19 protein-coding genes and 1 pseudogene are annotated in these 21,475 nt (G+C 69.8%); 13 read left to right on the forward strand and 7 right to left on the reverse strand.

Features of this window, described 5'->3' with window-relative positions; genetic code table 11:
• The 7 genes from STRIP9103_RS42965 to STRIP9103_RS42995 all read left to right on the forward strand — a co-directional run.
• Positions 1-751: hypothetical protein (locus STRIP9103_RS42965; RefSeq protein WP_009341013.1), on the forward strand; the 751-nt coding region annotated here is incomplete at its 5' end.
• A complete protein-coding gene (gene tgmC / locus STRIP9103_RS42970) occupies positions 729-1,928 on the forward strand; it encodes an ATP-grasp peptide maturase system methyltransferase (protein ID WP_009341019.1) in 1,200 nt (399 codons plus the stop codon). The genes STRIP9103_RS42965 and tgmC, both read left to right, overlap by 23 nt.
• Positions 1,929-2,093: 165 nt before the next feature.
• Positions 2,094-3,065 (forward strand): hypothetical protein, encoded by a 972-nt coding sequence (locus STRIP9103_RS42975; RefSeq protein WP_009341009.1) that lies wholly within the window; start codon positions 2,094-2,096, stop codon positions 3,063-3,065.
• Positions 3,066-3,377: 312 nt separating this feature from the next.
• On the forward strand, positions 3,378-4,406 hold the full coding sequence (locus STRIP9103_RS42980; protein ID WP_009341030.1) for a helix-turn-helix domain-containing protein: 1,029 nt from the start codon (positions 3,378-3,380) through the stop codon (positions 4,404-4,406).
• Between the two features lie 197 nt (positions 4,407-4,603).
• Positions 4,604-5,005: a hypothetical protein gene (locus STRIP9103_RS42985; RefSeq protein ID WP_009341035.1), complete on the forward strand. Its 402-nt coding sequence runs from the start codon at positions 4,604-4,606 to the stop codon at positions 5,003-5,005.
• Positions 5,006-5,010: 5 nt separating this feature from the next.
• On the forward strand, positions 5,011-6,039 hold the full coding sequence (locus STRIP9103_RS42990) for a hypothetical protein (RefSeq protein WP_009341017.1): 1,029 nt from the start codon (positions 5,011-5,013) through the stop codon (positions 6,037-6,039).
• Positions 6,036-7,838: a hypothetical protein gene (locus STRIP9103_RS42995; protein ID WP_009341007.1), complete on the forward strand. Its 1,803-nt coding sequence runs from the start codon at positions 6,036-6,038 to the stop codon at positions 7,836-7,838. Before STRIP9103_RS42990 ends, STRIP9103_RS42995 begins: the two co-directional genes overlap by 4 nt.
• On the opposite strand, the gene STRIP9103_RS43000 is transcribed toward STRIP9103_RS42995, so the two are convergent.
• Positions 7,822-9,603 carry an APC family permease gene (locus tag STRIP9103_RS43000; protein ID WP_048822120.1) on the reverse strand — a complete coding sequence of 594 codons (1,782 nt, stop codon included), beginning with the start codon at positions 9,601-9,603 and terminating at the stop codon, positions 7,822-7,824. The two genes, STRIP9103_RS42995 and STRIP9103_RS43000, sit on opposite strands and share 17 nt — an antisense overlap.
• A 209-nt stretch (positions 9,604-9,812) precedes the next feature.
• Here STRIP9103_RS43000 and hemB point away from each other — a divergent pair, with 209 nt between their 5' ends.
• Positions 9,813-10,805 carry a porphobilinogen synthase gene (gene hemB, locus STRIP9103_RS43005; RefSeq protein ID WP_009341041.1) on the forward strand — a complete coding sequence of 331 codons (993 nt, stop codon included), beginning with the start codon at positions 9,813-9,815 and terminating at the stop codon, positions 10,803-10,805.
• A 19-nt stretch (positions 10,806-10,824) separates the two neighbouring features.
• Here the strand turns inward: hemB and STRIP9103_RS49530 are convergent, their stop codons facing one another.
• From STRIP9103_RS49530 to STRIP9103_RS43015, 3 genes and pseudogenes are all read right to left on the reverse strand, one after another.
• The gene (locus STRIP9103_RS49530; protein WP_009341039.1) at positions 10,825-10,965 is read right to left on the reverse strand and encodes a DUF397 domain-containing protein; all 141 of its coding nucleotides are present in this window, start codon (positions 10,963-10,965) and stop codon (positions 10,825-10,827) included.
• Positions 10,939-11,173 (reverse strand): annotated as a pseudogene (locus tag STRIP9103_RS52610) (Scr1 family TA system antitoxin-like transcriptional regulator); the annotation flags it as partial. The pseudogene STRIP9103_RS52610 and the gene STRIP9103_RS49530, both read right to left, overlap by 27 nt.
• Complete coding sequence (locus tag STRIP9103_RS43015) at positions 11,174-11,380, reverse strand: hypothetical protein (protein ID WP_009341011.1); 207 nt, start codon at positions 11,378-11,380, stop codon at positions 11,174-11,176.
• Between the two features lie 337 nt (positions 11,381-11,717).
• Here STRIP9103_RS43015 and STRIP9103_RS43020 point away from each other — a divergent pair, with 337 nt between their 5' ends.
• Positions 11,718-12,620, forward strand: a complete 903-nt coding sequence (locus tag STRIP9103_RS43020; RefSeq protein WP_009341028.1) for an SAM-dependent methyltransferase — start codon at positions 11,718-11,720, stop codon at positions 12,618-12,620.
• 74 nt (positions 12,621-12,694) lie between these two features.
• Here STRIP9103_RS43020 and STRIP9103_RS43025 read toward each other — a convergent pair whose 3' ends face one another.
• Positions 12,695-13,624, reverse strand: a complete 930-nt coding sequence (locus STRIP9103_RS43025; protein ID WP_009341024.1) for a phosphotransferase family protein — start codon at positions 13,622-13,624, stop codon at positions 12,695-12,697.
• A 211-nt stretch (positions 13,625-13,835) separates the two neighbouring features.
• On the opposite strand from STRIP9103_RS43025, the gene STRIP9103_RS43030 reads away from it, so the two are divergent.
• Entirely contained in the window at positions 13,836-15,035 is a 1,200-nt protein-coding gene (locus tag STRIP9103_RS43030) for an aminotransferase-like domain-containing protein (protein ID WP_009341021.1), read from the forward strand.
• Positions 15,036-15,048: 13 nt separating this feature from the next.
• On the opposite strand, the gene STRIP9103_RS43035 is transcribed toward STRIP9103_RS43030, so the two are convergent.
• Positions 15,049-15,855, reverse strand: a complete 807-nt coding sequence (locus tag STRIP9103_RS43035) for a DUF4253 domain-containing protein (protein ID WP_009341033.1) — start codon at positions 15,853-15,855, stop codon at positions 15,049-15,051.
• Positions 15,856-16,078: 223 nt separating this feature from the next.
• Between STRIP9103_RS43035 and STRIP9103_RS43040 the strand changes: the two genes are divergently transcribed.
• Together STRIP9103_RS43040 and STRIP9103_RS43045 are read left to right on the forward strand one after the other, a co-directional pair.
• Positions 16,079-16,801: a hypothetical protein gene (locus STRIP9103_RS43040; protein ID WP_009341043.1), complete on the forward strand. Its 723-nt coding sequence runs from the start codon at positions 16,079-16,081 to the stop codon at positions 16,799-16,801.
• 52 nt (positions 16,802-16,853) lie between these two features.
• Positions 16,854-17,573 (forward strand): hypothetical protein, encoded by a 720-nt coding sequence (locus tag STRIP9103_RS43045; protein ID WP_141595396.1) that lies wholly within the window; start codon positions 16,854-16,856, stop codon positions 17,571-17,573.
• A 76-nt stretch (positions 17,574-17,649) separates the two neighbouring features.
• On the opposite strand, the gene argS is transcribed toward STRIP9103_RS43045, so the two are convergent.
• A complete protein-coding gene (argS, locus tag STRIP9103_RS43050) occupies positions 17,650-19,434 on the reverse strand; it encodes an arginine--tRNA ligase (protein ID WP_009341005.1) in 1,785 nt (594 codons plus the stop codon).
• Positions 19,435-19,710: 276 nt separating this feature from the next.
• Between argS and lysS the strand changes: the two genes are divergently transcribed.
• A complete protein-coding gene (gene lysS / locus STRIP9103_RS43055) occupies positions 19,711-21,450 on the forward strand; it encodes a lysine--tRNA ligase (RefSeq protein WP_048822124.1) in 1,740 nt (579 codons plus the stop codon).
• Positions 21,451-21,475: the final 25 nt, after the last annotated feature.

Consider the following 21,475-nt stretch of genomic DNA (forward strand, 5'->3'; position numbering starts at 1 on the left):
CGCCCGTTTCGGTCATCTTCCTCTTCAGCAGCGGGAGTTCGCTGTCGCCGAAGCAAGGCACGGGCTCGGCGGTGTCCTGAACCACCTGCCGGGCGTGCGGTACGTCAACCATCCGTCGGCGGTGGCCCGCGCCGACTTCAAGCCCGCCCAGCTCCAGCGGTTCGCTGAGCTGGGCCTGGCGATCCCGCCCACCCTGGTCACCAACGATGTCGAGCAGGCGCGGAAGTTCGCTGCCGAGCACGAGCCCGTGATCTACAAGACGTTCCGCGGCCTGCCCCCGGGCGAGGACGGTCACACTGGAGCGATCTGGGCCCAGCGCGTCGATCCCGGCACCTTCGACGATGCCCTCACCGTGACCGCGCACCTATTCCAGGCCGAGATCCCCAAGACCGGCGACGTGCGGGTCACCGTGGTCGGCCGCCGTGTCTTCGCCCAGCAGATCGCCGCCCCCGACGGCGCGCTGGACTGGCGTCGCGGCGACTGGGACGAGTTGCTTCACGCTCTCATTACCGTCCCGGCCCCCATCGAGGCCACGTTGCACAGATACCTGGCCTCGTTCGGTCTGGTCTTCGGCTGCTTCGACTTCGGCCTCACCGGCGATGGGGACGACCCCAGGCACTGGACCGCGATCGAGTGCAACCCGAACGGACAGTGGGGCTGGCTGCCCGACGCACCGGCCATTACCGAGGCGTTCGCTGACATCCTGAGCAGGAAGGAGGCGGCAGGCGATGACCATGCCAGCCGACCTTGAGACTGACGCCGCGCGGCTGCGCGAGGCGATGGCGAAGGCCCTCGCCGAGAACGGCGTACTTGCCGATCCAGCATGGCGAGCGGCGGTAGAGACGGTGCCACGGCACCGGTTCGTGCCTGGCTTCTATCTTCCCGCCAACGAGCGCGATGGGCAGGGACTGATGGCGTGGGAGCCGGTCACCGCCGAACTCGATCATGGCCGCTGGCTGGCCGCCGCGTACTCCGACGCCACGCTCATCACGCAGTTCGATGGCGACGAACCCGACTGGAAGCAGCCTTCTGCCCGGCACGGCGGGGCACCCACCTCATCGTCCACGCTGCCGTCGCTCGTCCTGCGGATGTGGGAAGACGCAGACCTTCAGGATGGCCATACGGTGCTGGAAATCGGCACGGGAACCGGCTACTCCACCGCGCTCGCCTGTGAACGGCTCGGCTCTGCGGCCATTACATCGATCGAGGTTGATGGCCGCCGCCTCGACCAGGCCGCGAGTGCGCTGTATGGCTGCGGCTACACCCCCACCCTGGCCGTGGCGGACGGGCTGTACGGGTACTGGCCCGAAGCGAAGTTTGACCGGATCGTGGCCGCCTGCTCCTTCCGCGCCGTCCCGCCCTCCCTTCTTACGCAAGCACGGCCGGGAGGGAAGATCCTGCTCACCCTGTCCGGCTGGCTCTATGGGTACGCCCGAGTCCTGCTCACCGTCGCTGACGACTGCGCCGCCGAGGGGACACTGCTGCCCGGCACCGTCTCCTTCATGTCCGCGCGCATTCATGCGGCGCCGGCGTTCGGCAACCCTGCCCATTGGTCCTCTGGTTTGCCCGAGACCGGCCGTGCTGCCAAGCACAGTCCGGAGCGCATCACGGCCGCCACCGGGGAGGCGTTCCATCTGCGGTTCCTCGCCCAGTGCGCGGCGTCGGACGCGCAATTGGTGACCGTCGGCGAGACGGTGCACCTGGTCGATGTCGTTACCGGCTCCGCCGCCACTCTCACTCCGGTGGACGGTCGATGGGAGGTGCGTGAGAGCGGACCGGTGAAGCTCTGGGAGCGGATCGAGACGGTGCTGAGCGCGTATGACGAAGCGGGTCGGCCGGGTCCGGAGACGTTCTCCCTGCACGTGTACGGCGGCGGCCAGCACCTGCGGCATCCGCACATGCCCAGCCTGCCGCTGCCCAGGCCCTGACTCACATTGCGGGACCGCAAGTTCCGGAGTCCGGATGGGTGCGTGACGGCCCCGCCCAGACTCCGGCCGTGGCCGGAACGCCTGCACGGGGTGACGCCCTGCTGACTCGGGCCACAAGCCTCTAATGTTGCGGCGAATGGTCCACGTCACACCGAGGAGGACCCGATGCGACGCCGCACCCTGCTCGCGACAGCAGGTCTCGCCGTTCCTGCCTCACTCGTGGCCGGCGTGCAAACGGCCCTCGCGGAGATGCCGGCGCCATCTGGTTCGCCTGTACCTCTGGACACGCATCTGACCCGTGCCCGCTCGCTCTTCGACACCGGACGGTACGGCGACCTCCTCAAAGCCCTGCCGGATCTCCTCGCCACGGCCCATGATGGAATTCGGGACCGGTCGGAGATCAACTATGCGCGCCTCTCCGCCTGTTACTCCCTGGCGACCCAGGTCCTGGTGAAGATCGGGCGGTATGACCATGCGCGACTGACCGCCGACCGGGCGACTCTCTACGGCGATCTGTCCGGCTCTCCACTGGCCTCGGCAGCGGCTGTGCGTGAGCTGAGCATTGTTCTGCGTCATCAGGACCAAGCGGACACCGCACAGCGGCTGGTCCTCAGTGCCGCGTCCAGGATCGAAGCCATGGGTTTGACCACTCAGGCGCAGGCGGCGGCGTACGCGCAGATGCTCTGCACCACTTCGTACACGGCCGCTCGCTCCAATGACCGAAGCCAGGCGTTGGAGATGATTGACGAGGCGGCGAGGGCTGCGGCTGCTCTGCCGACCGTCGCGCCGACGGGGAGACTCTTCGCCATCACCCCCGCCTCTGTCCAGCTCTACGAGGTCGGGGTCCACTGGGCGCTCGGCGACGCTGGGGCCGCGATCACCAAGGGGCAGCAGCTTCACCCGGGCCAGTTCGCCACTGCGGAGCGCAAGGGTCGCCTTCACACGGACATGGCCCGTGCCTGGTGGCAGTGGGGCAAGGCCGAGCAGACCGCTCAGGCGCTCCTGGATGCCTTCCGAGTCACCCCGGCGGAGGTTCGGGACAGGCCTGCTGTTCGGGCGATCGTCAGCGAACTCCAGCGCAAGCACCCGCATGTTGCGGGCGTCAGGGAGCTTTCACGGGCCGTACTCGTCGGCTGAGCGAAGCGCCTCGCGCCGGAGCCCGGAAACCCGGGTCCCGGTCACCCGTGTGGCGGGGCTTCGGGCGGTAAGAGAAAAAGAACTCTTGGGAGAGAAACCCTCCAAACCAATCCAAACCCTGTGTTCGTCACTCGGCGGAGTGAACTCTCTCAACTCGGATGGCGTCGGTGAGGTTTGGGCGTGCAGGCTCAGCCCTGACAACCGCAGACATGCGTCGGCCCCCGCCGGGACTGGCATCCCAGTGCGAGGGCCTGACCACCAGAGGAAGAAGATCGGTCTTCCCCAATGGCTGAGACGAAGCCTAGCGCCGCAGTGCGCCCAGAGTTCCGCGTTCGGCAAAGCGCCACCCATTCCGGGGTCACCCACATCAGGGAGTACCAGCCCGATCGGTTCACGATCGTCGGCAACCACCTCGCGCAGCACCGCGAGTTGTCCCTGACCGCGATCGGGCTCGGCACTCACATCCTGTCGCTGCCCCAGGGAGCCTCCGCGGACATTCGTACCCTCGCCGAGCGCTTTCCCGAAGGACGCGACCGGATCGCTTTCGCCCTGCGGGAGTTGGAGGCGCACGGCTACATCGAGCGGGTGCGGGAGCGGGTCGACGGTGGGCGCGTGGTCACGCGTACGTACGCGTACAACGCTCCGGCGCTCACGCGGGCTCGGCGGGAGGCGACGGGTGGGCCGGTCTCCGCCCCCGCGGATCCGACAGCCGGTCCTGTCATCGGACGTGCTTCCGCAGTTCCCGCAGAACCCGTCATTCCGGCAGTGCCCGGCGCTCCCGCAAGCCCTGCCGCTCCCGTCGACGGCGCCGTCCCCGCGGTTCCAGTTCCGCCGGTCGTGGAAGACCAGCCCGCCTCCGGAGAGCCCGCACCACCCGCACCCGAGCCCGCCGAACCCGAGCTGTCCGGCAGCGAACACCACGACAAGGCTGTTGCCCTGCTCGTGGGACTGCGCCGTACCGACGACCGGTTCACGCTCTCCCAGCGGGACGTGCGCCGCCTCACTCCGGCTGTCATCGCCTGGTTCGACAACGGCGCCAGCAGAACGGCGGTGCATCACGCCATGACGGCCGATGTTCCCGCCCTCGTCAAGAATCCGGCCCGGTTCCTGGCCCACCGGCTGCGGGAACTGCTGCCGCCACCACTGCCGCCCTTGCCGGAGTTTCCCGAGGGCCGGGCTCCGGACGTCGAGCCGTCCCCCTCGCATCACATGGTCGACTGCGCGGGCGGCTGCAACCGTGCCTTCCGTGCGCCGGAGGGGACCTGGTGCCGAGACTGCCGTGCCGAGCGCGACCGCCGTATCGCCGAGTCGGCGGGGGCTGAATCCGTCCGCGCGGCCTGAGTCGTCGAGATCGGCGAGTTCGGGCCGGAGTCCGCGTTGCGGGTCGTCAGGGGCGAGGAAGGCGCCCGTACGCATGAGGGTGGCGTTCAGGGGGCGTAAGAAGCTTGCGCTGTGCGTCAGTTCACCCTCGCCCAGTCGGTGTTCGCGCTGGCAGAGTGGACGTGTATGGGGCGCCGCTTCGGGGGAGGCACGGGAGCATGACAGCGATGATCTCCGTGAAGGTCGAGGGACCGGTCGGGCTGGACGAGCCGGAGGAACTTCTCGAGGAGCTGGGGCGGGAGACGGGGCTGGCCTGGCGGCTGGAGACGGCCGGGCAGAAGGGCACCCTGGGCGGCGACCTCGCTGTCACGCTGCTGGAGGCCCTGCTCGAAGGTGCCGTCGGAGCCGTGGTGCAGGCTGCCGCGCAGCGAGCGATCGACACCTGGCGGGGGCGGCGGCTCGATCCGCCGACCGTCACCATCATCTTCCAGACCCCGCCGGCGCCGCAGGGCCCGGAACCCGGACAGGTCCCGGAACCCCGGCAGGAGCCGGAGCCTCCGCGGTGCCTCGCCGACGACCCCGACGGCTCCGCGGGCCCCACCACCCCCGAGGGGAGCTGACCGGTATGGCATCGCGGGCGTTGGTGATCGGCGTCGGGACGTACGACGACGACTCCGGTATAGCCGGGTATCCGACGATCGAGGCGAGTGCCCGTGCGTACGGGGCCGCGCTGGCCCAGGACGCCCGGTGGGGCCCCGCGGCGGAGTCCCCGGTGCTGGAACCGCGTCGGACGCGGACCGCGGACGGGGTGATGCGTGCCCTCCATGAGGCGGCGGCGGCCGGTGAGGGGCCGGAGGACACCCTGCTCGTGGTGTACGTCGGACACGGGGCGTACTGGCAGGACGTGCCCGGCGGTCAGGTCCACTTCGCGGTCGGCTCCTCGCGGATCAACGAGCCCTGGACCTGGCTGTCCGCCTGGTACGTGTACCGGGCGATCAGGAAGAGCAAGGCCGGTCTCAAGGTGCTGATCGCGGACTGCTGTTACTCGAACATGCTGCCCCACCTGGGCCCCGAGTCCGTGCTCCCAGGCGCTCTCGGCACCCGCTACCAGGGCACCTGTGTGCTCACCGCGGTCGGCGGCAACGTCCACAACGCGTGGGCGGACGCCTGCCCGAACCTGCCCGAACCCCTCGACACCTGCACGCCGTTCAGCGGCCATCTGCTGAACGTGCTGGGGCAGGGCATGCCCGACCACCCCGACGACCTCACGCTCGGCGCGCTCCGCGCCGGTATCGACGAGGGGATGCAGGAGTGCGGCGTCCACCACGCGCCCCGGATGCTGCTGAACGACGCCTCGGAGGCGGCCACGCTGTTCACCAACCACGCGAAGAGCCGTCGGCCCCGGGCGCGCGTGCTGGACACGGTGGACGAGTGGGTTCGCGAACTGCTCCTCAACGGCGAGCGCAATCTGCCTGAGCTGATGCGCCGCCCGGACCTCGCGGGGCGTGTGGTGGTACGGCTGAAGGCCGGGGACGAGCAGAGCCGTGAACTGGCCCGACGCGTCGACCGGAGGGCCGGCGAACTGCTGCCCGACCCGGCCGACTTCGTCACGTACTGGGGTGAGATCGAACCCGCGATGCTGGGCGGCGGATGACCACCGTCGAGGGCACCAACGGCACCAGCGGCACCAACGGCACCAACGACATCAATGGCACCAGCGGCACCAACGACATCGAGGGTGCGAACGGCGTGGGCGGCGGGGGCGGCACGCGTGGGGCTGGCGGCGCCGAGGGTGTCCGCCGCACCGATCACCTGTTCCAGCTGGACCTGGCCGAATCGCTCAACGAGGCGTACGCCTGGGTGACGCGGATCCAGGTCCGGCAACTCGTGGGCATCCTGAGCAGGATGCGCGAGGAGCATCGCGAGGCGATGGCCATGCGCGCCCTGCACGCCTTCGCGCTGCGCCGCCCGGTCGACGAACTGGTCGAGCTCGCCGACCAGTTCGACAGGCGGGACGCGGTCATGCTGATGGCGACGGCGGCCCTGTCACGGCCTGTCGGGGAGGCGGCCGAGCTGGCCCTGATGCAGCACGAGGCGGAGTTCCGCAGCGGACGCGCGCCGATCACCGCGAGCATCGTGCACGACGTGGCGTGCCAGCGTACGGCGTTCGATGTGGCGGTGTTCGTACGGGTACTTGAGCGGCGGCAGCCGATGCTCGCGAAGCGCACCGTGGAAATGTTCGCGGGCGCCGGCTCCGGCCGCACCAACCTCGACAAGGCGCTGCTGCACACCGCGCTCCGCGACGAGGGCTGCGAGCGGGAGGCCGACCGGCTGCTCGGGCTGACCCTGTGGGCGATCGCCGACAGCCCGCCGGGCGCCGCCGGGGCGGGCGACGAGGGCGACGAGGGCGAGGAGATGGCCGACCTGGCGGGCGCCTTCCAGCACCTCAGCCCGGCAGGGCGGGTTCTGGAGCGGTGGGTCGAGGAGCGGCTGAACGCCTCGGACGCGACCGAGGTGGAGCGGACCCGGGCACTGGTGGCGCGGCTGATCGCCCGGCGCGGCGCCGGCCACGACGCCCTGGCCGAGCACATCGGCCGCACCGCGCAGCCCAGGCACATCGTGAAGCTCTGCGCGCTGCTGGCGAAGGGGCCCTCGGCGTCCCCCGCCAAGTGCGCCCTGGTCCGGCAGTACGCGGCCGGAAACACGAACGTGCAGGAGTTGGCCGGGCTCGTGGCGTCCTGGCACAAGGAGCCGGCCCTGACCCGCACCACCCGGGAGCTGCTGGCCGATGTCGTGGCGAGCGCCGCCGGCCCCGGTGCCTCCCCCCGTCCGCTGAACGAGCTGAGGCAGCTGAACGAGTGGCTGCGCGAGGAGGACGCCGACCCCGAGTGCTCCCGGCTGCTGTGCTACGCCGCCGCCGTACGGATCGAGGGCCGCTCCGGTGCCGACCTGGTGACCCTGCTGGGCCGCGTGGAACGGGGCCGTGACCGCAGCCGCGCCGCGCATGAGGTGGGGCGCCGGCTGGCCATGGCCGTCATGGGCCCGGACGGGGACCGGGACTGGTTCGTGGACTGTCTGCGCGCGCTGCACGAAGCCAGGCACGCGGTCGCCGTACGCGCCGCCTGCCGTGAACTCTCCGATCCGTCCCCCGAGTCGACGGCCGACGCCGCGCTGGTCGCCGATGTCGCGGGACGGCTGTACGAGGCCGGGCTGCACAAGGTGGCCTGGACGCTGCTCGAACGGTTCCTGGAGAACGAGCAGTTGGTGACTCCGGCCGATGTCGTCGAGGTCGTCGGCCGGGTGCTGGCGCTGCCGCTGCCGGACGCGGAGCTGCTGCTCCGCGCCACGGTGGGCCGCTGGTCGGACGTCGGCCACCGTGACGACGCGGTGGCCGCGTTGCGGGCGGCCAGGCGGTGCGAGGCGGCGGACTGGGTGATCAAGTCCCTGCGGTGACGGGCGCCTTCGGCTCCGGCTCCTGACGGGGGGTGGGGAGGGTCGGGGGTACGGCCTTCATATAGCGGCGGGAGGCCTGGACCAGCAGGGGGAACACGACCGCGGCCGACAGGGCGGCGATGAGCGGCGTCACGTCGGACAGTACGCCGCCCCTGCCGTCTCTCCCGTCCAGGTGCCGCAGCAGTGTGCACACCACGAGCACCGCCAGATGCGCGAGGAACAGCAACACCGGCCGTACCGCGGGGTCGTTGGGCGTGGCGAAGCGGGAGACGTGGTCGCGGGCGTCGTAGCGGCGCAACAGGCGGCCCACGAGGGGCAGGTCGAGTCGCGCCAGCCACGGCAGCCCGAGCAGCAGCGCCGAGCCGATGCTCACGGCGGCCATGCCCTGCCATACGTCGTCCCATCCCGCCATGTGGATCACCACGGCGATCGCGACGAACGCGGCGTAGGAGAGAACCAGATGCACCATGCGGCGTGTCCTGCCGAACGCCGGCAGTCCCAGCGCCACCAGGACGACGCCGGGCATGGCGTACACGACCATCGTCGGCACGCTGTTGAGGGCGACCAGATCCTCCCAGTTGCCTCCCACCACGGCGAGCATCGCCAGGCCGATGGCGAAGTTGACCAGCAGGATCATCCAGTACGCGTCGATCTCGGCGCCCCGGAACCGGAACGAGGCCCGGCGTGCCGTCTGAAGCCCCCGGTGGGTGAGGTGGGCGCGGCTCAGGGCGGCGACCTCACGGGTCAGGGCGTGTGTGAAGACGATGCCGGAGCCCATCGGGGACAGTATCGCGTTCAAACGGATCAACCAGGCCAGCCAGGTCATCGACGCGACCATGGCGAACTTGGAGTACGGCGATTCGAGCATGTTCTGCCCGAGGGTGCCGCAGTATCTGGTGAACACGTATTGCAGCGCCGTGTACAGCAGAATCGCTCCCACGAGGGTGCCGTACACCGCCCATCGCAGCCGCGCCGCCTCCCCCCTGCCACGCCGCTTGACGTTGCCGGCGAAGTCGAGCGGAGCCTGGAAACCGATGTACGCGTAGATGACGCCGCCGCCCAGCACCACATACAGCAGCGGCATGTTCCCGGCCCCGTCCCGCAGTGTCCCGGGACTCCCCGCCTGCTCGCTGAAACGCCAGACATACTCCGGTCGGCAGCTCGCGGCGGCGTCGGACGCGGCGTACAGCAGGCAGACGACGATCAGTACCGGGATGACGACCTTCACCACGGTGATGAAGATGTTCAGCTTGATCAGCCGACGCGGGGGCAGCAGGTTGAGCCCCATGATCAGTGCCATGAACCCGACGGCGCACAGCCAGCCCGTGGGGGAGAGGTCGTAGGGCCGCTCCACGCTCGGCAGGGTGGACTCGCCGACGCGCTTCAGTTTCTCCCCGTCCTGCAGCAGTGAGGGAAGCCAGTGCGCCAGTCCGCGGACCATGGCCGCCGCCTCGCTGGCCGGGTTGACCGCGTACACGATCCACAGTCCGGCGGCCACGACCGTGGCCACAAGCGGCCCGGTGGCCTGCAGAGGGAGGAAGATCAGCCCGCCCGTCTTGGGGACGGCGATCCCCAGTTCGACCATCACCGCGGCGATCAGCAGCATCAGCGCCCCGCCGATCACCCACGCCCACACGGCATGCCTGCCGGTCGCCCAGTAGGCCTGTCCTGCGGCCAGCAGCCACCCGGATCCGACGACACCGCCGGCCGCCAGGCCAACGAGGTCCAGGGTGGACAGTCGACGTCGCTCGTCCGTATCCCCCACCGCGTCCCCGCACACAGCGCCACGGTCCCCCATCCGCCCCAACGCCATCCCCCTTTGACCGGAGTACCGGTATGAACTGCCCTTACTCGCAGGTTACGCATGCGTGGACACGATTGGTGATGTAAGTCACTTGATTGTCCCCGTCGGGGTGTGGGGCCGCCGACGCGGCGTCGGCAAATGGGGCCCGGACGCGGGCGTAGCGTAGGTGTATGTCGAAGTACGGATCCTTCCCCGGTACGCGGCCCCGGCGGCTGCGGACCAGCCCCGCGATGCGTCGGATGGTTGCCGAGACTCGGTTGCATCCGGCCGACTTCATCCTGCCCGCGTTCGTACGGGAAGGGGTCGGCGAGCCGGTGCCGATCGCGGCCATGCCCGGGGTCGTGCAGCACACCCGGGACAGTCTGAAGAAGGCCGCGGTGGAGGCTGTCGAGGCCGGGGTTTCCGGGATCATGCTGTTCGGGGTGCCGGAGGAGTCCAAGAAGGACGCCCTCGGGACGCCGGGGACCGATCCGGACGGGATTCTTCAGGTCGCTATCCGGGATGTGCGTTCCGAGGTCGGCGACGAGCTGCTGGTGATGTCCGATCTGTGTCTCGACGAGACCACCGATCACGGGCATTGCGGAGTGCTGGACGCCGAAGGGCGCGTCGACAACGACGCGACCCTTGAGCGGTACGCCGAGATGGCCCAGGTGCAGGCCGACGCCGGGGCGCATGTGGTCGGCCCCAGCGGGATGATGGACGGGCAGATCGGCGTCGTTCGCGACGCGCTCGACCAGATCGGGCGGGAGGATGTCGCGATCCTCGCCTACACCGCCAAGTACGCCTCCGCCTTCTACGGGCCCTTCCGCGAGGCCGTCGCCTCCTCGCTGCAGGGGGACCGGAAGACGTATCAGCAGGACCCCGCCAATGTGCGGGAGTCGCTGCGCGAGCTCGCCCTCGATCTGGAAGAGGGCGCCGACATGGTGATGGTCAAGCCGGCCGGGCCCTACCTCGACATCCTCGCGCGCGTCGCCGACGCCGTGGACGTGCCCGTCGCCGCGTACCAGATCTCCGGCGAGTACTCCATGGTCGAGGCCGCCGCCGAGAAGGGGTGGATCGACCGGGACCGGGCGATCCTGGAAACGCTGACCGGCATCAAGCGGGCCGGGGCGCAGAACATCCTTACGTACTGGGCTGTTGAGGCGGCCCGGATGGTGCGCTGAGTGCCGTTTCGGGTACGGGTCAGCGGGCCGCGTACGCGGTGAAGGCCGACCAGGCCTCCGGCGAGGTGGTGAAGGTGGGGCCGTCGCCGCCGTTGCCCTCCGGGTTCTTGGAGTCGCGGATGTGGATGGCGTCGGGGGAGAGGGCCTGTGACCGCGGCATCGCATGCTTGCGGGCAAGGATGGGCACCCCGCCAGGGTCGGCAACCCACTGGCTGCCACGGTGAGATTCGGTGTAGGCGAGATGCTGGTGCTCGGGTGTCTCCAGCAGGGTGAACGGCCCCGCGATGCCCGCGTGCGCTGTGCGGTTCAGGGGGCAGGAACCGCAAGGAAAGGCCGGGGAGTTCAGTGCACCGCCGTAGACGGCGGATCTACGAGTGAGACGTGAGGACGGCTGCGCCGGATGCCCCTGTCGCGTCGGGCGCGTTGAGCGTCCCGGCCGTCTTCGTCGTTTCGGCCGGGCCCTCGTCTCGTACGCCCTGGCCGTCCTCGCACGCCGTCAGCGTGGTCAGCACGGTGAGGGTGAGGCCGACGGCCATCGTGAGGAGGCGGGCGGCGCGAGTGGCGCGGGCGGGCATGCGTGGGTTCCTTCCTGGGGCGTGGGAGGTCCGGGGCCCTAGGTGATGGTGGGCCCGCGGCCCAGCATCGGCGGTGATCCGGCCCGTACGCCACAGAAGTCGGCGGATGTGGGACGCCTGAGCTGTTTCCCATGCGCTGACCTGCGGGAACGGCGTCCCGTCCAGGACGGGGACGGGACGCCCGAGGGGTGGTGGGTGCTGCCCGGGACGCATGTGCCCCATGTGGTTCGGGCTCTCCTCCAACCCGCCTCAACGCGCCTTCAACGCTCCTTCAACTTCCCTCAGGGGATACGTTGTTGCCCGTTGAACGACGCGACGACCTTCCAGGAGAGGCTTTATGGCCGGTGACGCGCTCAGCCAGGACCCCGCGGAGCTGCGGAAGAGGATCGACACCACCAAGGCGCACCCGGCCCGGGTCTACGACGTCTTCCTCGGCGGCAAGGACAACTACCCCGTCGACCGGGAGGCCGCCGCAGCCGCGCTCGCCGCCAATCCGCGCGGATACCTCGATGTCCGGCACAACCGGGACTTCATGCGCCGCGCGGTGACCACGCTCGCCAAGGACGAGGGCATCCGGCAGTTCCTGGACATCGGCACCGGGCTGCCCACCGCCGAGAACGTCCACCAGATCGCCCAGGAGATCGCCCCCGCGTCACGGGTCGTGTACGTCGACAACGACCCCGTGGTGCTCGCCCACGCCCGCGCGCTGCTCACCGGCGTGCCCGAAGGCGCCACCGACTACATCGACGCCGACCTCAAATCCCCGGCGCACATCCTCGAACAGGCCGCCAAGACCCTCGACTTCGACCAGCCGATCGCGCTCTGCCTCGTGGCGATCCTGCACTTCGTCGAGGACGAGGAGGCCTACCCCGTCGTACGGGAGCTGGTCGACGCGCTGCCTTCCGGGAGCCGGCTCGTTCTCAGTCACCTCACGGAGGATCTCAACCCCGCCAACATTCGTGCGGTGCAGAGGACTTACACCGAGCGGGGGTTCACCTTCGTGCTGCGGTCCAAGGACGAGGTCGCCCGGTTCTTCGAGCAGAGTGGGCTTGTGATCGACGAGCCCGGTGTCGTGCCGGCACACCACTGGCGATTCGAGGGTGGCGCGCCGGCGCCGGAGGCCATTGAGCCGCAGAGGTTGGCAGCGCTGGACGACATCGAGAAGGTTCGGTACCGGGACATCAACGATGTGACCGACGCCGATATCAATGTGTACGCGGCGATGGGGAGGAAGGCGTAGAGGGCCGGGTGCGGGGCGGTGGGGGTTGGTCGCGCCCACGCGGCGGAGCCGCGAATCGACACAGCCCCGCGCCCCTAAAAGCCCGCGCTGAACCACGTCTCCGCCAGTGACTCCAGCGTCTGCCTCGGTGGGCTCGGCAGGGTGCGTAGGTACCAGTTCAGGTCGCTGTAGACGTGGAGCAGGGTGTAGGCCATCAGCTCGCGGGGGTCGAACGGGGGCTGGCCGTAGGCCTCGTAGAAGAGTTTCAGGAGGGTGGGGTCGGCTCGGGTCAGGAACAGGGCGACGCTGACGAAGTCGTACGCCGGGTCGCCGACCATGGCGGGTTCGAAGTCGAAGAGGCCGGTGAGCTGCCAGTCCTGGGGGTCGACGGTCAGGTGTTCGCGCATCAACTCCGTGTGGAGGAGTACCGGGCGGCGGGTGGTGGAGAGGGGGACGGAGCGGAGGAAGTCCGGGATCTGTTCGAGCCAGGGGCCCGAGAGGCCGCCGCTGATCTGTTGTTCGACCGCCGCCTTGCGTTGGGCGGCCATGAACGTGGTCCAGTCCGGCGGGCCGACGAACGGGGCCATCGGTTTGGGGTCCAGGTCGTGCAGGGCGGCCAGACACTCCGCCGCCTCGGCGACGATCCGCTCCTGGTGGGGGCGCGGGATGCGCGGCCAGGCCTCGTTGAGGTCCTCGCCGGACAGCCGTGACATCAGCACGAAGCGCCAGCCGTTCTTGTACTGGTCGGCCGCGTGCAGACGGGGTGTGGGGATGGGCAGTTGGCCCCACAGGTGTGACAGCAGGCGGGCCTCGCGGACGGCCTCCGCGGCTTCGAAACCCGGATAGAGCTTCAGTACGAGGGCGTCGCCGACCGCGTACACCGGCAACGAGCCCTCGGGGAAACGTACGATCCGCGCGCCTGCGAGGCCGAGCTGACCGCAGAGGTCCTGGGCAGCCGGCCGCAGCAGGGCCTCGTCACCGACGACTTCTTGCAATTCGTCGTTCGTGTCCACGCTGGGCAGCATGGGCGCACTCTAGGGGGTACGGGCCGGGTCCGCATCGCGGAACTTGTGAGTGTAGAGGGCATGTATCTCGCTAGGGTGACGGCAGGGACGGGATCCAGCCGTCCGTTCGTGCCGAGCGAGACGTGGGGTGGGGGCCGTGGGTGCCGTGAATGGCGTCGCTGACGGGGCATTTGTGGGGAATGGGGCCGTCTTGGGCGGCGGACGTGGAGGGGTGAGCGCCGGTGGCGGCGCGCCCGTGCCCGGCTTCGCCGAGCGGGTCGTCGCCGTCGGGGGTTCCCCCATACGGGACATCCTCGCCGTCACCTCTCGGCCCGAAGTCGTCAACTTCGCGGGGGGATTGCCCGCGCCCGAGCTGTTCGACGGCGAGGGCATCGCGGCGGCCTACCGGGACGTGCTCGCCGAGTCGGCCGGGCGGGCCCTGCAGTACGCGACCACCGAGGGCGAGCCGGTGCTGCGGGCGGCGCTCGCCGCGCGGTACGGGAAGCGGGGGCTGGCGACGGACGCCGATGAACTGCTCGTCACCACCGGGTCGCAGCAGGCGCTGTCGCTGCTCGCCACCGCCCTCGTCGAACCGGGGGAGGCCGTCCTCGTCGAGGAGCCGTGCTATCTGGCGGCGCTCCAGGCGTTCCGGTTCGCCGGGGCGCGGGTCGTCGCCGTGCCGGGTGACGAGGACGGGGTCGACCCCGACGCGCTGGCGGAGCTGGTGGCGCGGACCCGGGCCAAGCTCTTCTACACCGTCCCCACCTTCCAGAACCCCACCGGGCGCACCCTGCCGGGTGAGCGGCGGGCGGCCGTCGCCTCCGTCGCGGCCCGGCTCGGGCTCTGGATCGTCGAGGACGACCCGTACGGCGAACTCCGCTTCGAGGGGGAACGGGTGCCCTGGATCGCCTCGTACCCGGGCGCCGAGGACCGTACGGCACTGCTGGGCTCCTTCTCCAAGGTGATGGCGCCCGGGATGCGGCTCGGCTGGCTGCGCGCCCCCGCCGGGCTCCGGCGCGCCTGCGCCGTCGCCAAACAGGCCGCCGACCTGCACACCCCGACCGTCAACCAGCTCGCCGCGGCACGCTACCTGGCCGACCGTGACCTCGACGCGCATGCGGCCCGGGTCGCGGCGGCGTACCGCGAGCGCCGTGACGCCATGCTCACGGCGCTGCCGGACGCCCTCCCCGAGGGCTCCACCTGGAACCGGCCCCAGGGCGGGATGTTCCTCTGGGTCCGACTGCCGTCCTCGTACGACACCACCGCCCTGCTCCCGCGCGTGGTCGAGCAGAACGTGGCGTACGTCCCCGGCGCCCCCTTCTACGCCGGGGAACCGGACCGGGCGACCCTGCGGCTGTGCTTCGTGACGCAGGCGCCGGAGGAGATCCGGGAGGGCGTGCGGAGGCTGGGGAAGGGGCTCGCCGAGAGCTGATGTCCCGGGTGGGTCAGTCCCACCAGAACGTCCAGGTCCCTTCGGTCAGCAGGGTGCGGGCGTAGGTGTCGAGGGAGCCGTCGGGCGTGCCCCGGGTGATGTTGTCCGGGCAGAACGCGAAGTGCTCGGCGGCGATCTCCTCGGCTTCGGCGTCGGTGGTGGGCGGTGCCGCGACCGAGACGATCAGCTGGTCGAAGGTGAGGGCGACCACGCGTATGCCGAAGCGGTCCTCCCATGAGCGCAGGACCGCGCTCAGCCTCGCCACGTCGTTCTCGTGGTTCATCGGGCCGCTCCAGCCGATGGCCGCCGGGATGTCGGCGCTGCGGCGGGCGGGGACCAGGGCGAGCCGGGGATCCTTCAGCCGGGAGGGGGCGCTCAGCAGGGCTTCGGCGGTCTCGGCGGCGAGGGTGTCGGGGTCGGGGGCAGCGGTGAGGGCGTCCGGGGCGGTGGCCAGGCCGGGCCAGTCGCCGTCCTCCGCTGCCGCGCACTCCTGCCAGTACTCCGCCAGGACCTCCTCGGCGTCGTGGTCCCCGGCGTAGGACGCCTCGCCGGGCATCAACTCCCAGTCCTCCGGGCCGCCCTGGCTGCCGCCGACGTCCAGCAGGACCGGGAGGAGACCGGCCGTGCGGCGGGCGGGGTGGACGGCCGTCCAGGCGCCGGCGGCCGGGGCCTCGTCCGCGCACCACAGCAGCGGCTCGTGCCACGGGCCCTCGTCCGTGGTGTCGATCAACCGGCCGGGCGGAAGCGGGCGTTCGAGCCCGATCGAGCGGCCGGTCGGGTCGGCCGCCAGCCCGGGCAGCCGATTGGGAAGTGTCGCCATGCCGGTGACTGTAGGGGCAGCCACTGACAATCGGCCCTCCGACCCACTGCGCACGGCTGACCCGCGCGTCCACCGCACCGCCGCGTGGCTCTCGCGTCGGTGTCCCAAAGGGCAATGCCCGAAGAGACGATTTTGGCCAACTCGGAAGAAAAATAGCGTGGTTGTGCGCCTCGGGGCCCAGGGGGCGCAGTGATCCCCCTCCCACACGGAAGGCACCTCGACCATGCGCACCCTCACCATCACCGCCCGCGCGGGCGTTCTCGCCGCCACCGCCGGTGCCCTGCTGTTCACGGGTGTCGCCGCCCAGGGCACCGCCGTCGCCGCGCCGCAGGGCAAGCCGGCCAAGCTGACCGTGGCCGCGTACCGGGACTATCTGAAGCACAAGGACGTCAAGACCCTCAAGGCCTTCGACAAGCTGCCCAAGGCCAAGCAGCAGAAGTTCGTGGTCCATCTGCAGAGCGCGGCCGTCACCAAGGCGTTCAACGTCAAGGTCGGAGGCGTGCTGGGCAAGAACGGCCACGCGGAGGTCGTGTACAACAACGACATCCGCTTCGTCGGCGACACCAGGAGCACGGTCGTCGACGACTCCCACGGCATCCACCGGGTCACCGTCAACTTCACCGCCACCGAGCGGATCTACGGCATCCCGGTCGTCACCCAGAAGACCACGCTCTCCTATGTGTTCGACGACTTCCGGCCCAAGCCGCAGGTCGTCGGCAAGCCGTCGGTCCGGAGCACGGTCACCAACCTCAACGCCGCCTTCGGCATCAACGCGCCGAAGAGCACCGTCACCGTCAAGAACCGGACGACCGTCGTCGGGGCCGTCGCCTGGAAGGCCACGCCGAAGTACAAGTCCGCCGGCAGCGCCGCCATCACCAAGCGGCAGAGCATCACCAGCACGCACGGCGCCACCGACAAGTTCACCGCCGTACTCGCCAAGAGCTGAGTCCCGCGCATCAAGCAAAGCCAAGCCAAGCCATACGAAAGGCATGCTCACCATGCGTACATTCGCCACCGCCACCCGCGCCGGCGTTCTCGCCGCCACCGCCGGTGCCCTGCTGTTCACCGGTGTCGCCGCACAGGGCACCGCCATCGCCGCGCCGCAGGCGCAGCCGGCCAAGCTGACGGTCGCCAAGTACCGCGGCTGGCTGAAGAACAACGACGACGCCGCCGCGTCGATCAAGCTGCTGAAGGCGTTCGACAAGCTGCCGAAGGCCAAGCAGCAGAAGTTCGTGGACTACCTGCAGAACCGGAAGGTCCAGACGGCGTTCGACACCAAGCTCAGTGGCTACACGAACAAGGGCGGCCATCGCCCGGTGGCCTACAACAAGGACATCCGCTTCGTCGGGGACGTCAAGGCGGTCAACAAGGTCTCCAAGGGCGTACGGGACATCACCCTGACCTTCACCGCCACCGAGACCATCTACAACCTCCCGGTCATCACCCAGAAGACCGTCCTGTCCTACAAGTGGGTCGCCGGCTCCGGCCACAAGCCGAAGACGTACAAGCGCTCCGTCACCAACCTCAACGCCGCCTTCGCCATCGCGCCGAAGAAGAACGAGAAGAGCGTCACCGTGGACAAGCAGGGCTTCCTGTGGGCCACCACCACCTGGAACGCCACCCCGCTCTACAAGTCCGCAGGCAAGGCCAAGATCGTCAAGAAGCAGACCACCCTCGCCGCCGGCGCGAAGTTCTCCGCGAGTCTCGCGCGCGGCTGACCGACACGACCACCGAGCGGTTTCACGCGGGGGCACCACAGGGGGGGTGCCCCCGCGTCGCGTCCTGCCGGGCTTTTTACAGCTTCTCGGGCGTCCTGATGCCCAGCAGGGCCATGCCCTTGTGGAGGGTGCGGGCCGTCAGGTCGACCAGGAACAGGCGGTTCTCCACGACCTCGGGGGCGTTGTCGGGGGACAGCACCTGGCACTGGTCGTAGAAGGACGTCAGCAGCGTGGCCAGCTTGAAGAGGTACGCGGCCAGCTTGTGGGGCTCGTAGGCCGCCGCGACCTCCGCGATCGTCTCGCCGAACTGGTCCAGGTGCAGGCCCAGCGCGCGCTCCGCCGGGGCCAGTTCCAGCTCCGGGTGGGCGGCCGGACGGGCCTCGCCGGCCTTGCGGAGGATCGACTGGATACGGGCGTACGCGTACTGCAGGTACACCGACGTGTCGCCGTTCAGCGAGACCATCTGGTCCAGGTCGAACTTGTAGTCCCGGACGGCGGACGTCGACAGGTCGGCGTACTTCACCGCGCCGATGCCCACGTACCGGCCGTTCTCGACGATCTCCTGCTCCGTCAGGCCCACCTTCTCGGCCTTCTCCCGGACCACCGTCGTGGCACGGTCGATCGCCTCGTCCAGCAGGTCGACCAGGCGGACCGTCTCGCCCTCACGGGTCTTGAACGGCTTGCCGTCCTTGCCGAGGACCGTGCCGAAGGCCAGCTGCTGGGCCTTGACGTCGCCGTTCAGCCAGCCGGCGCGGCGGGCCGTCTCGAAGACCATCTTGAAGTGCAGCGACTGACGGGCGTCCACGACGTACACCAGCGTGTTCGCCTTCAGGTTGACGACACGGTCCCTGATCGCGGAGAGGTCCGTCGCCGCGTAGCCGTAGCCGCCGTCCGACTTCTTCACGATCAGCGGGACCGGGTTGCCGTCCGGGCCCTTGACGTCGTCGAAGAAGACGCACAGGGCGCCCTCCGAGCGGACCGCCACACCGGACTCCTCCAGCAGACGGCAGGTCTCGTCGAGCATGTCGTTGTAACCCGACTCGCCGACGATGTCCGGGTCCCGGATCTCCATGTCCAGCTTCTCGAAGACCGAGAAGAAGTAGATCTTCGACTCGTCCACGAACTTCTGCCACGCGGCGAGGGTCGCCGGGTCGCCCGCCTGGAGGTCGACGACCCTGCGCCGGGCCCTCGTCTTGAACTCCTCGTCCGCGTCGAACAGCTTCCGGGCCGCCTTGTAGAGGCGGTCCAGGTTCGACATCGCCTCCTCGCCGGACGCCTGGAGGTCGTCGCTCTTCTTGTGGTCCAGCTCGTGCGGGTGCTCGTCCAGGTACTGGATCAGCATGCCGAACTGGGTGCCCCAGTCGCCGATGTGGTGCCTGCGGACCACGTTCTCGCCGGTGAACTCCAGGATCTGGACGACCGCGTCGCCGATCACCGCGGAGCGGAGGTGGCCGACGTGCATCTCCTTCGCCACGTTCGGCTGGGCGTAGTCGATGACCGTGGTGCCGGGGTGCTCCGACTGGGGTACGCCGAGGCGGTCGGGGTCCGCGTAGCGCTCCGCGAGGTTCCGGGTGATCGCCCTGTCGGTGAGGGTGATGTTGAGGAAGCCCGGGCCCGAGACCTCGATCTCCTTGATCAGGTCGCTGGTGACGCCCGACTCGACCTTCGCGACGACCTGGGTGGCCAGCTCGCGGGGGTTCGCCTTCGCCTTCTTCGCCAGGGCGAGGATGCCGTTGGCCTGGTAGTCCGCCCTGTCGCTGCGTCGCAGCAGCGGCTCCGCGTCGGCCTCCGGCAGGGTGGCCGAGAGGGCGGTGGCGAGGCGCTGGTGGACGGAGGTGGTGAGGGACGTGACCGGGGCCATGAGAGGGGAGCCGTTCTCCTCGGGGTACGGGTGGATGTCGTTCAGTATCCCATGGGGGTAAAGGGGTTTTTCTGGCGTGCGCGGGTGGCTCCGCCGTTGGGTTTCGCCCCCGCCGCCCCTGCCCGTCCCTTCCTCCAGGGGCTGCCGCCCCTTCGACCCCGCCGCGCCTTCCAGCTCCGGGGAGTGTTTCGTGGTTATGGCCAGAGCTGGGAGAATGGACGCCGTCGGCCGGGGACCGTACCGGTCGATCCTGGAGAACACTCAGAAAAAGAGGACGTGCCGATCGTGGCTCAGAGCACCGAGACCACCGACTGGGTCTCCCGTTTCGCGGATGAGGTCATCGAGGAGTCGGAGCGTCGGGCCCCGGGCAAACCGGTTGTCGTCGCGTCCGGGCTGTCGCCTTCGGGCCCGATTCACCTGGGGAATCTGCGCGAGGTCATGACGCCGCACCTCGTCGCCGACGAGATCCGGCGGCGCGGCCACCAGGTCCGGCATCTGATCTCCTGGGACGACTACGACCGCTACCGCAAGGTCCCGAACGGCGTCGACGGCATCGACGAGACCTGGGCCGAGCACATCGGCAAGCCGCTCACCTCCGTGCCCGCCCCCAAGGGCTCCGCCCACCCCAACTGGGCCGAGCACTTCAAGGCCGCCATGATCGACGCGCTCGCCGAGCTCGGCGTCGAGTTCGACGGGATCAGCCAGACCGCCCAGTACACCTCGGGCGTGTACCGGGACCAGATCCTGCACGCCATGAGGCATCGCGGTGAGATCGACGCGATCCTCGACCAGTACCGGACCAAGAAGGCCCCGGCGAAGAAGCAGCAGAAGCCCGTCGACGAGGCCGAGCTGGAGGCCGCCGAGGGCTCCGGTGCCGCCGCCGAGGACGACGGCAGCAGCGGCTCCGCCGGGTACTTCCCGTACAAGCCCTACTGCGGGCGGTGCGAGAAGGACCTCACCACCGTCACCGCCTACGACGACGACACCACCGAGCTGACCTACACCTGCACCGCCTGCGGCTTCTCCGAGACCGTCGCGCTGAACGAGTTCAACCGCGGCAAGCTGGTCTGGAAGGTCGACTGGCCGATGCGGTGGGCCTACGAGGGGGTCGTGTTCGAGCCGAGCGGGGTCGATCACTCCTCGCCCGGGTCCAGCTTCCAGGTCGGTGGGCAGATCGTGGGAATCTTCGGGGGCAAGCAGCCCATCGGGCCCATGTACGCCTTCGTCGGCATCAGCGGGATGGCGAAGATGTCGTCGTCGAAGGGTGGGGTCCCGACCCCCGGTGACGCGCTGAAGATCATGGAGCCGCAGATCCTGCGCTGGCTCTACGCCCGCCGCAGGCCCAACCAGTCCTTCAAGATCGCCTTCGACCAGGAGATCCAGCGGCTCTACGACGAGTGGGACAAGCTGGACGGGAAGGTGGCGGAGGGGTCCGCCCTCCCCGCCGACGTGGCCGCCCACTCGCGTGCCGTCCGCACCGCCGCCGGTGAGCTGCCTCGTACGCCCCGGCCGATGCCGTACCGGACCCTCGCGTCCGTCGCCGACATCACCGCCGGCGCCGAGGACCAGACCCTGCGCATCCTCAGCGAACTCGACCCCACCGACCCGCTGGCCACGCTCGACGACGTACGACCCCGGCTCGACAAGGCCGAGGCCTGGATCAACACGCACGTCCCCGCCGACCAGCGGACCATCGTGCGCACCGAACCCGACCTCGACCTGCTGAAGTCCCTCGACGAGCAGGCACAGGGCTCACTGCGGCTGCTCCTCGACGGGCTCGCGTCGCACTGGTCCCTCGACGGGCTCACCCACCTCGTCTACGGCGTGCCCAAGGTGCAGGCCGGGTTCTCGCCCGACGCCACGCCCAAGGAGCTGCCGCCGGAGATCAAGACCGCCCAGCGGTCGTTCTTCGCGCTGCTGTACCACCTGCTCGTCGGCCGCGACACCGGGCCGCGACTGCCCACACTGCTGCTCGCGGTGGGGCAGGAGAGGGTGCGGGCCCTGCTCGGGGAGTGACGCCGCGTAGTGCGTAGTACGAGGA

Origin of the sequence: Streptomyces ipomoeae 91-03, assembly GCF_000317595.1 — a bacterium.
Taxonomy (GTDB): domain Bacteria; phylum Actinomycetota; class Actinomycetes; order Streptomycetales; family Streptomycetaceae; genus Streptomyces; species Streptomyces ipomoeae.